General features: G+C 71.4%; 9 protein-coding genes. 7 read left to right on the forward strand and 2 right to left on the reverse strand.

The genetic code is table 11. The annotated features are described in order from the left end of the window. The first annotated feature begins 3 nt into the window (after positions 1–3). The 3 genes from LQV45_RS11535 to LQV45_RS11545 all read left to right on the forward strand — a co-directional run bounded on the left by LQV45_RS11535 (position 4) and on the right by LQV45_RS11545 (position 3,546). On the forward strand, positions 4–525 hold the full coding sequence (locus LQV45_RS11535) for a DUF3817 domain-containing protein (protein ID WP_230007157.1): 522 nt from the start codon (positions 4–6) through the stop codon (positions 523–525). Continuing rightward, on the forward strand, positions 522–2,102 hold the full coding sequence (gene guaA, locus LQV45_RS11540) for a glutamine-hydrolyzing GMP synthase (protein ID WP_138175352.1): 1,581 nt from the start codon (positions 522–524) through the stop codon (positions 2,100–2,102). Before LQV45_RS11535 ends, guaA begins: the two co-directional genes overlap by 4 nt. Positions 2,103–2,196: 94 nt before the next feature. Beyond that, the gene (locus LQV45_RS11545; protein WP_230007150.1) at positions 2,197–3,546 is read left to right on the forward strand and encodes a glycosyltransferase; all 1,350 of its coding nucleotides are present in this window, start codon (positions 2,197–2,199) and stop codon (positions 3,544–3,546) included. Between the two features lie 133 nt (positions 3,547–3,679). Here the strand turns inward: LQV45_RS11545 and ligD are convergent, their stop codons facing one another. Together ligD and LQV45_RS11555 are read right to left on the reverse strand one after the other, a co-directional pair. After that, positions 3,680–4,903 (reverse strand): non-homologous end-joining DNA ligase, encoded by a 1,224-nt coding sequence (gene ligD, locus LQV45_RS11550; protein WP_230007151.1) that lies wholly within the window; start codon positions 4,901–4,903, stop codon positions 3,680–3,682. Positions 4,904–5,036: 133 nt separating this feature from the next. Further along, positions 5,037–5,915 carry a Bax inhibitor-1/YccA family protein gene (locus tag LQV45_RS11555; RefSeq protein WP_230007152.1) on the reverse strand — a complete coding sequence of 293 codons (879 nt, stop codon included), beginning with the start codon at positions 5,913–5,915 and terminating at the stop codon, positions 5,037–5,039. A 144-nt stretch (positions 5,916–6,059) separates the two neighbouring features. Between LQV45_RS11555 and LQV45_RS11560 the strand changes: the two genes are divergently transcribed. The 4 genes from LQV45_RS11560 to LQV45_RS11575 all read left to right on the forward strand — a co-directional run. Next, positions 6,060–7,052 carry a glycerophosphodiester phosphodiesterase family protein gene (locus LQV45_RS11560; RefSeq protein WP_230007153.1) on the forward strand — a complete coding sequence of 331 codons (993 nt, stop codon included), beginning with the start codon at positions 6,060–6,062 and terminating at the stop codon, positions 7,050–7,052. A 52-nt stretch (positions 7,053–7,104) separates the two neighbouring features. Next, positions 7,105–8,034 carry an NAD(P)/FAD-dependent oxidoreductase gene (locus tag LQV45_RS11565; protein ID WP_230007154.1) on the forward strand — a complete coding sequence of 310 codons (930 nt, stop codon included), beginning with the start codon at positions 7,105–7,107 and terminating at the stop codon, positions 8,032–8,034. A 40-nt stretch (positions 8,035–8,074) separates the two neighbouring features. Further along, positions 8,075–9,040, forward strand: coding sequence for an ABC transporter ATP-binding protein (locus LQV45_RS11570; RefSeq protein WP_230007155.1), 966 nt, complete (start codon positions 8,075–8,077; stop codon positions 9,038–9,040). Continuing rightward, on the forward strand, positions 9,037–9,914 hold an 878-nt coding region (locus LQV45_RS11575), incomplete at its 3' end, for an ABC transporter permease (RefSeq protein WP_230007156.1). The genes LQV45_RS11570 and LQV45_RS11575, both read left to right, overlap by 4 nt.

The following is a 9,914-nucleotide window of genomic DNA, read 5'->3' on the forward strand; positions in this document are numbered from 1 at the left end:
TCCATGCCCCGCGCCCCCAAGCTCGCCTCGTTCCCGGCGATCCGCGGAGCCCTGAAGTTCTACCAGATCTGTTCGATCATCACCGGTGTCGGCCTGCTTCTGCTGGTCGCCGAGATGATCGTGAAGTACACGCCCATCCACAAGGAGCTCTTCCTGGGCGGATCCGGCGGCTTCCTGTGGTTCGCGGACGCCATCCCCGGTCCCGGATGCCAGTGGTTCTCGCTGTTCGTCCCCGGCGGCAGCGGGTGTGACATCGTCTCCACCGGCGACGGCCTGAACATCTCGCTCGCGATCCTCGTGGTCCACGGCTGGTTCTACGTCGTGTACCTGTTCTCGGTCTTCCGCGTGTGGAGCCTCATGCGCTGGCCCTTCCGCCGGTTCGTCTTCCTCGCCCTCGGCGGCGTGGTGCCCTTCCTCTCCTTCTTCCTCGAGGTGCGCACCGCCCGCTCCGTGCGCGCCTATCTCGCCCAGCGCGAGGCCGACGAGGCCTCCGCTCCCGTCTCCGCCCCGGAAGGATCCCGGTGACCGAACAGACCGAAACGTCGCAGCGTCCCGTCCTCGTCGTCGACTTCGGCGCCCAGTACGCGCAGCTGATCGCCCGTCGCGTGCGCGAGGCCGGCGTCTACAGCGAGATCGTGCCGCACACGGCCTCGGCCGCAGAGATCGCGGCGAAGAACCCGGTGGGCATCATCCTCTCGGGCGGTCCCTCCTCGGTGTACGAAGAGGGTGCCCCGCGGCTGGACGAGGGCGTCTTCGACCTCGACGTCCCCACACTCGGCATCTGCTACGGCTTCCAGGTCATGGCTCAGGCGCTCGGCGGCGAGGTCGCGAACACCGGCCTGCGCGAGTACGGCGCGACGGATGCCACGATCGTCACCGAGGGCACCCTGCTGCAGGGCCAGCCCGCCGAGCAGAACGTGTGGATGAGCCACGGCGACCAGGTGTCCCGCGCGCCCGAGGGCTTCGACGTCCTCGCCCGCACCGCGCACACGCCCGTCGCCGCGTTCGCGAACGACACCCGTCGCTTCTACGGGGTGCAATGGCATCCCGAGGTCAAGCACTCCGACCACGGTCAGAACGTGCTCGAGAACTTCCTGCACAAGGCCGCCGGTCTCCCTGCCGACTGGAACAGCGGCAACGTCATCGCCGAGCAGGTCGCGCGCATCCGCGAGCAGGTCGGCACCGGCCGTGTGCTCTCGGCGCTGTCGGGCGGGGTCGACTCGGCCGTGTCCACCGCTCTCGTGCACGAGGCCGTCGGCGACCAGCTGGTCGCGGTGTTCGTCGATCACGGGCTGCTCCGCAAGGGCGAGCGCGAGCAGGTCGAGAACGACTACGTCGCCTCCACGGGTGTGCGGCTGATCACGGTCGACGCGCGCGAGACGTTCCTCAATGCCCTCGCCGGGGTCAGCGACCCCGAAGAGAAGCGCAAGATCATCGGCCGCGAGTTCATCCGCGCGTTCGAGAAGGTGCAGGCCGACCTGGTCGCCGAGGCGAAGGCCGATGGCGAGCCGATCCGCTTCCTCGTCCAGGGGACGCTCTACCCCGACGTCGTCGAGTCGGGCGGCGGCGCCGGTACCGCGAACATCAAGAGCCACCACAACGTCGGCGGCCTTCCCGAAGACCTGCAGTTCGAGCTCGTCGAGCCGCTGCGCACCCTCTTCAAAGACGAGGTGCGCGCGATCGGTCGCGAGTTGGGCCTGCCCGAAGCGATCGTCGGACGCCAGCCCTTTCCGGGGCCCGGTCTTGGCATCCGCATCGTGGGCGAGGTCACCGCTGACCGCCTCGAGATCCTGCGTGACGCCGACGCGATCGCCCGCGCGGAGCTGACGAAGGCGGGACTGGATGCCGAGATCTGGCAGTGCCCCGTCGTGCTGCTGGCCGACGTCCGCTCGGTCGGGGTCCAGGGCGACGGCCGCACGTACGGTCACCCCATCGTGCTGCGCCCCGTCTCGTCCGAGGATGCGATGACCGCCGACTGGACGCGTCTGCCCTACGACGTGCTGTCGAAGATCAGCAACCGCATCACCAACGAGGTGCGCGAGGTCAACCGCGTGGTGCTCGACGTCACGTCGAAGCCGCCGGGGACCATCGAATGGGAGTGAGCCGGTTCTGACACCGGCTCCCGCGCCGGTGCCGTCGCCCCTCCAGCGGGCGGCGGCATCGGCGCTGTGTCGTCAGAAAGATGAGGGGACGAGAGTGGACTTTCCCGACGCGTGGTACCTCATCCTGTCGAGCCGGCTCATTCCCGACCTCGACGGCGGGTACACGATCTCGACGCTCGCGCGGGCGGAGCAGATGGCGCATGCCGGAGCCTCGGCGCTGCTGCTGACGGTCGACCCGGGAACTGCCGAGGCGCACGCCGCGCACCGCGCGGAGTTCGTGGCGCGCGGGGCGGCGACGGCATCCGATGTCTTCCGCAATCTCTTCGATGAGGCCGTGGGCCCCGACGGCGGAGCTGCCGACTGGCTGCGCGCGGCGGCGCGGCCGGGCGGTGCCGACCCGGCGCTGGAGTACCGCAGCGTCGCCGGGGGAGCGGTCGATCTGCCGAACGTCATCGATCCGCACTGGCACCTCGCGACCGCGCCGATCATGATCCGGGATGCCACGGGAGCGGGCGCCGGCGTGATCGACGGGTTCGGTGCGCTCTACCGCGCGTGGCTCGCCCACGTGGCCGCCGGACTCCGTGCGCGCCGCGACGTGCCCGTCGTGGTCGTGTGCGAGGCGCGGCAGCTCGGAGAGCTCATCGTCTCGTGGGACGACCCCGACGTGCGGATCGTGCACACCGTGCACACGATCCACCTCGAACCGCCGTTCACCGCCGACGCCCCGATCAACGCCCTGTGGGAACGATGGCTGGCGGTCGCCCCGCGATTCGACGCGGTGCTGTGGCCGACCGCGTGGCAGCGCGACGACGTGCGCGAGCGGTTCGGCGCGGACCGCGTGGACGTCGTGGCCCCGCACGGGGTCCCGACACCCGCCGTCGCGGCCCCCGCGGAAGACGGACCCGTCGTGGTGCTCGGCCGACTCGCGCCGGGGAAGCGCCTGGACCACGCCGTCCGTGCCTTCGCGCGCGTCGTCGCGGCCATCCCGACCGCGCGCCTGGAGTTGTGGGGCGCGGGCGCCGAACGCGACCGCCTCGAGGCGTTGGTCGCGGCGCTCGGCGTCGGCGACGCGGTGTCACTGCCCGGGCTGACCCTCGACCCCGGTGCCGTCCTCGACTCCGCGTCGGTGTACCTCACGACCTCGGCGTTCGAGGGCCAGGGCCTCGCGCTCGCCGAGGCGCTCGCCCATGGCATCCCCGTCGTGGCCTACGACATCCGGTACGGCCCTCGCGACATGCTCGCCGACGGCGGCGGCATCCTGGTTCCGGACGGCGACGAGGACGCGCTCGCCGACGCCCTCACGCGCATCCTCGGCGACGCGGCGCTGCGGACGCGGCTCGCGACCGAGGCTCGGCTGGCTGCGGCGTCGCTGAGTCCCGCGCGCGCGATGGACACCCTCGCCGCGGCGGCTACCGAGGCGCTGTCGCGTCCGACCCGGCGCTAGCCCGGCCGCCGGCCGTGTCGCGAGGCCAGGGCCGCCGGGACACAACGCAGGAAAAGCGCAACGGGAGGCTCGTCAATCCGCGTCCTCGCGGGAGGCGTGGACCGCATCTCCTTCGTTGTGTATCGGGAGGGGCTCAGGACCGGCCCGCCCAGGGGTCGTAGTCGGCGATCAGTTGCCCCTGCGGCGGACGCTCGGCATCCGGGACGTGCTGCAGGTTCACCCGCACGCGGTACCAGAGAGAACTCGACCCGCGCATGCCGTCGAGCAGGACGTCCGCGGGATGCAGGGCCGCGGCGGCATCCGGATGCCGCGACCTCCAGGTCTCGAGGGCGTCGAGCGCCTCGGGCTTCGTCTTCGTGCGGGCGACCTCGATGAGCGGCATCGTCGAGGCGCGGCGCCCCGAGCCGTTCGAGCCGCGCGGCGGCTTCTCGGCCGGCCCCATACGCTCGGCGAGCGCCAGGAGCCCCTCGAGGGATCCGACGGCGTCGTCGATGCCCGCGTGGGGATCGCCGATCGCCGCGAAGCGGTCGGGCACCGTGAGCACGGTGAACTCCTCCGGGCGGCGCTCGCGCACCTCGTCCCACGTCAGCGGTGTCGACACGCGCGCGTCGGGCAGCGGCCGGACCGAATAGGCGGATGCCACGGTGCGGTCCTTCGCGTTCTGATTGAAGTCGACGAACACGCTCTCTCCGCGCTCCTCCTTCCACCAGCGAGCAGTCGCCAGCCCGGGGGCGCGGTTCTCGACCTCGCGCGCAAGCGTCTCGGCCGCGAGCCGCACGTCGGGGTATGCCCACTCGGGGGCGATCCGGACGAGGATGTGCAGACCACGCGAGCCCGACGTCTTGGGCCACCCGACGAGCCCGTGGTCTTCCAGTACGTCACGGGCGACGAACGCCGTGTCCACGATCTGCGCCCAGTCCACGCCCGGCATCGGGTCGAGGTCGATGCGCAGTTCGTCGGGGTGGTCGAGGTCTTCGGCTCGCACCGGGTGGGGGTTGAGATCGAGGCAGCCGAGGTTGACGATCCACGCCAGGCCCGCGGCATCCCGGATCACCGTCTCCTTCGCCGACGTCCCCGAGGCGTAGTGCAGGGTCGCCGTGTCGATGAAGTCGGGGTGGCTTTCGGGTACGCGCTTCTGGAAGAAGGGCTCTTTGTCGAGTCCTCTCGCGAAGCGCTTGAGCACCATGGGTCGTCCGGCTGCGCCACGCAGTGCTCCGTCGGCGACGGTGAGGTAGTAGCGCACCAGGTCGAGCTTGGTGACCCCGGGGCCGGGGAACACGACACGATCGGGGCTCGTGACCACGACGTCGTGACCGTCGACGTCGAGGGTCACCGGGGGAGTCTTGGCGGGGCTCATGCCGCGAGGCTAGACCCGCGGCATCCTGTGCGCGGGGGCCTTGCGCGGGTCGCTCCCCGGCGTCGCCGGGCGCCGAACGAACGACGAAGGGCCGCCCCGAGAACGGGACGGCCCTTCGTACGAAGCGGGTGCGTCAGTTGTTGCCGCGGAGGATCGCGAGGATGCGCAGGATCTCGACGTACAGCCACACCACGGTGACCATGATGCCGAAGGCGCCGACCCAGCCGTAGACGCGCGGGGCGCCGTTGCGGACGCCGCGCTGGATCTGGTCGAAGTCGAGCACCAGCGAGTACGCGGCCATAATGACCACGAAGACGCCGATGATGACGCCGAGCGGGATGCCGAAGATCTCGATGGAGCTGCGGAGGCCGAACGCGCCACCGGCGAGCGGCACGTTGAAGAGCATCAGGCCGAGGTTCACGAGGCTGAAGACCAGGTAGCCGACCATCGCGATCATGAAGATCTTGGTGGCGCGCTTGGAGGCGCGGATCTTGCCGCTCGCGAAGAGGGCGAGAGTCACACCGACGACCGAGAGGGTCGCGAGGGTGGCCTGCACGACGATGCCGGGGTAGAGGAACTCGAAGAAGGCGGAGATGCCACCGACGAAGAGACCCTCGAAGGCCGCGTAAGCGATGAAGACGGGGACGGACGGCTTCTTCTTGAAGATCGCGACCATCGCGAGCACGAAGCCGCCGAGGCCACCGATGATCATCGGCAGGGCGTTGGGGCTGGGGTTGGCGACCGTGACGGTGCTCATCGTCCAGATCCAGCCGACGACGGCGGTGACGACGAGGATCGCGAAGAGGCCGATCGTCTTGAAGACGGTGTCTTCGACCGTCATGCGGTCGGTCTGCACCGCGCCCGCGGACGGGGCGGAGTACATGCCCTCGATGTTGGCGGTCTCAGCTGCAGCGGCTGCGGCGTTCGCCGGGGGAGGGCTGTAACGGGTCTGGGCGCCGGCACGAGGGTCCTGGAACGCCGGGGTGTTGAAGGCCGGGTTGTTGAGGGCCACAGGGACTCACACTCCAAATACTGGTGATCACAGCACCGTGCTGTCAGACAACACTAGCCGAGCAGACCGCGAGAATCCTTGTGCCGACTGGGATTCTGCTATGAGCGAGCGGCGTCGGCGGCGCCCCCTCGCTAACCTGATCCGGTGCCTGTCCCGCGGCCCCTCATCATCGGCCATCGCGGCGCTCCGGGGTATCTCCCCGAGCATTCGCGGTCGTCCTACGCCCGAGCGATCTCCGCGGGGGTGGATGCCGTCGAGCCCGACGTCGTGCCGACGCGGGATGGCATCCTCGTCGTCCGGCACGAGAACGAGATCGGTACGACGACGGACGTCTCGGCCCGCGCGGAGTTCGCGGACCGGCGCCGCACGGCGGTCGTCGATGGGGAGCGGCTGGAGGGGTGGTTCACCGAGGACTTCACCTGGGCCGAGCTGCAGACCCTCCGCTGCCGCGAGCGGATCCCGGCTGTGCGGCCGCGGAGCGCGGCCCACGACGGCGAGGAGCCGGTGTTGTGCCTGCGCGACGTCCTGGATCTCGCGCGCGCCGGAGGAGTCGGGGTCGTGCTCGAGATCAAGCACGCCGCGTTCTTCGCCCGCACCGGTTTCGACATGGCCGCGCTCGTCGAGCGCGAGCTGCGGGATGCCGGTTGGTGGGACGATCCCGGTCTGGTCATCGAGTCGTTCGAGCCCCTCGTGCTGGAGCGGTTGCGGGAGCGCGGCATCCCGGCTCCGCTCGTCCAACTCGTGGAGGCGGGCGGGGCACCGTGGGACCTGCGCGAGCGCGACGGGGCGCGGGCCGCGTCGTACGCGTCGATGCTCACGCCCGGCGGGCTCGACGAGCTCGCTGGCGCGGTCGACGGGATCAGCCCCGACAAGCGGCTGATCCTCGCGCCCGACCGGCTCGGGCGCGTGCGCGGGCCCGCTCCCTTCGTCGCCCAGGCGCACGACCGCGGGCTGCGGGTCTTCACGTGGACCTGTCGCCCCGAGAACCCGTTCCTGCTGCCCCCGTTCCGGCGTCCCGGCGGGGCGGCGGCGTTCGGCGATTATGAGCGCGAATGGGCCGTGCTGCGCGACGCGCGGCTCGATGGGGTCTTCATCGACCACCCCGACCTGGGGGTCGAGTTCTTCCGGGCCCGGTGATGCCCGGCGCAACCCCCGGGCGTCGGTCCGCGTGGCGGACGAGGATGGCGGGATGACGGTGGACGTGACGGTGGTCGGCGGCGGCATCTCGGGACTCGCGTGTGCGCGGGCGGTGCGGGATGCCGGGAGGTCGGTGCACGTGATCGATCGCGGGCGCCGCCCGGGCGGCCGTCTGTCCAGCCGTACCCTGGACGGTCGGGCCGTGGACCTCGGTGCGTCGTACTTCGTCGTCGGGGACGACCGGGACTTCGCGCGCGTGGTCGCGGAGTGGGAGGCCCGCGGACTCGCGCGGCCGTGGACCGACACGTTCTCGGCGATCGGCCCTGACGGTTCCGCGACCCGCAAGACAGGCCCGATGCGGTGGGCGGCCCCGGCGGGGCTCCGCTCGCTCGCGCTCGACCTGGCCGAGGGACTCGACGTCGAGTCGGGCCGCGCGGTGGAGCGGGTCGCGCCCTTCCGCGTCGACGGCGACGAGGCCGGCGAGGTCGTGCTGGCGATGCCGGAACCGCAGGCCCGCCGCCTCGTGGACGCGCCTCCGGTGGCCGCGCAAGAGTGGGAAGCCGTGATCGCCGTCGTGCTGCGGTGGGACGAGCGGCAGTGGCCGGCCGACCTGCACGGCGCCTTCGTCAACGGCGATCCCGACATCGCGTTCCTCGCCGACGACGGCGACCGCCGCGGCGACGGTGCTCCGGTGCTCGTCGTCCACACCACCGGTGCGGCGGCGCAGCGGCACCTCCACGATCCGGATGCCGCGATCGGCCCGGTCGTCTCCGCGACGCGGAGGCTCCTCGGGATCGACGCCGAGCCGGTGGCGACCTCCGCGCACCGCTGGACCTTCGCCCGCCCCGCGCGGACGACCGGGGCGCCGTTCTTCCGCTCCCCGGGGCTGTCGCTGTGCGGTGACGCGTGGGGCGAATCGGCGGCCGTGCGCACGGCGTGGGCCTCGGGCGACGCGCTCGGGCGCGTGCTCGCGGCATCCTGAATCCCGGGGACATGTCGGCATGTCCCCCTAGGGTGGAGGCATGGACGCAGGGGGCGCGGGCATCGAAGCGGTTCAGGTCAAGCGGGCGTTCGGCGGGGTGACCGCCGTCGCGGACGTGACCTTCTCGGCCGAGCCGGGACGCGTGACAGGGCTCGTCGGACCGAACGGATCGGGCAAGACGACGCTGCTGCTGATGCTGGCGTCGCTGCTGCGGCCCGATCAGGGTGAGATGCGGATCGCGGGTGTCGATCCGGTCGCCGATCCGGCGGGTGCGCGCCGCCTTCTCGGGTGGATGCCGGATTCCCTCGGCGCCTGGCCGAGCCTGACCGCGCGCGAGGTCCTCGTCGCGACGGGGCAGCTCTACGACCTGCCGCGCGCCGCCGCGCGGTCCCGCGCCGATGCGCTGCTCGAGCTCGTCGACCTCTCCGCGCTCGCCGCCTCACCCGCCCGGGTGCTCTCCCGCGGGCAGAAGCAGCGCCTGGCGCTGGCGCGCGCTCTCGTGCACGACCCGCGGGTGCTGCTGCTCGACGAGCCCGCGTCGGGTCTGGACCCGCAGGCGCGCATCGCGCTGCGCGTGCTGCTGCGGCGTCTCGCGGAGGAGGGCTGCACGATCCTCATCTCCAGTCACGTGCTGTCCGAACTCGAGGAAGTCGTCGACGACGCCGTGTTCGTGCTCGAAGGCCGGACCGTGGGACGCGATCGCATCGCCGCCGCGACCACGCGCGTGCGTCCGTGGCGGGTGCGCCTGTCGACCGATGCCTCGCGCGGGACCGAGTCCGATCGAGGTGCTGTCGCCGCCGCCCTCGGCCGGGCGACGGACGACCTCGGTGTCGACCGCCGCGACTTGCTCGTGCCCTTCACCGACGAGGCGGCCGCCGTCGCGGGTCTGCGGGCCCTGGTCGGCGCCGGGCTCCCCGTCTCCGAGTTCGCCCCCGCGGTCGGCGATCTGGAGCACGCCTTCCTCGACCTGCGAGGAAACGCCGCGACCGAGGGGAGCCCCGAATGAACATGCGTCGCCTCGGCACCGTGATCGGGATCGATCTGCGTCAGCGCGTGCGGTCCGTGGGCTGGTACGTCCTGCTCGGCGTCTTCGCCGTCATTCTGCTGGCCCTGCTGCTGGTGTCGTTCTCGGCCTTCTCGCTCAGCACGGGCGGCAACGGCTGGTTCTACTCGATCGTCATCATGTTCGTGCTGCTGCTCGTGCTGCTGGTCTCACCGACCCTCAGCGGGAGCGCCGTCAACGGCGATCGGGATGCCGCGACCCTCGCGCCCGTGCAGGTGACGCTCGTCACGACGACCGAGATCGTCCTCGGCAAGTTCCTCGCCGCGTGGATCTCGGGGCTGGCGTTCCTCGTCGTGGCGCTGCCGTTCCTCGTTGTCGCGACGTTCGCGGGTTCGCTGAATCCGGCGGTCATCGCCTCGTCTCTCGGCATCCTGGTGCTCGAGGTCGGCGTGGTCGCCGCGATCGGCGTCGGGGTGAGCGCGATCGTGGCGCGCCCGGTCTTCTCGGTGGCCACGACCTACCTCATCGTGGCGGCCCTCACCCTGGGAACGCTCATCGCCTTCGGCCTGGGGGGAACGGCGCTGCGGTCGGAGCAGACGACCACGACGCGCGAGATGGACTGGAACGCGGTGCCCGCGGGGTGCGACCCGTACCTCGAGAACGACGCGACAGAGTGCCCGAGCGTGGACGAGATCGGCTGCACGACGTCGACGTACACGGGCGAGGTCCCGCGCTTCGATCGGGTGTGGGGTGTGCTGGCGGCCAACCCGTTCGTCATCCTGGCGGATGCGACGCCGCCGACGTACGACGCCTACGGCAACCCGACGGATCTGTTCTCGCAGATCGCCGCCGGGGTCCGGTTGGCGCAGACCCCGCC

The organism is Microbacterium sp. Bi128 (genome assembly GCF_918698205.1).

Coding starts and splice junctions, on each gene's coding strand:
- ligD (WP_230007151.1), bottom strand. CDS start 4,903: ATGAGCCCCGCCAAGACTCCCCCGGTGACCCTCGACGTCGACGGTCAC.
- LQV45_RS11565 (WP_230007154.1), top strand. CDS start 7,105: ATGACGGTGGACGTGACGGTGGTCGGCGGCGGCATCTCGGGACTCGCG.
- LQV45_RS11535 (WP_230007157.1), top strand. CDS start 4: ATGCCCCGCGCCCCCAAGCTCGCCTCGTTCCCGGCGATCCGCGGAGCC.
- LQV45_RS11570 (WP_230007155.1), top strand. CDS start 8,075: ATGGACGCAGGGGGCGCGGGCATCGAAGCGGTTCAGGTCAAGCGGGCG.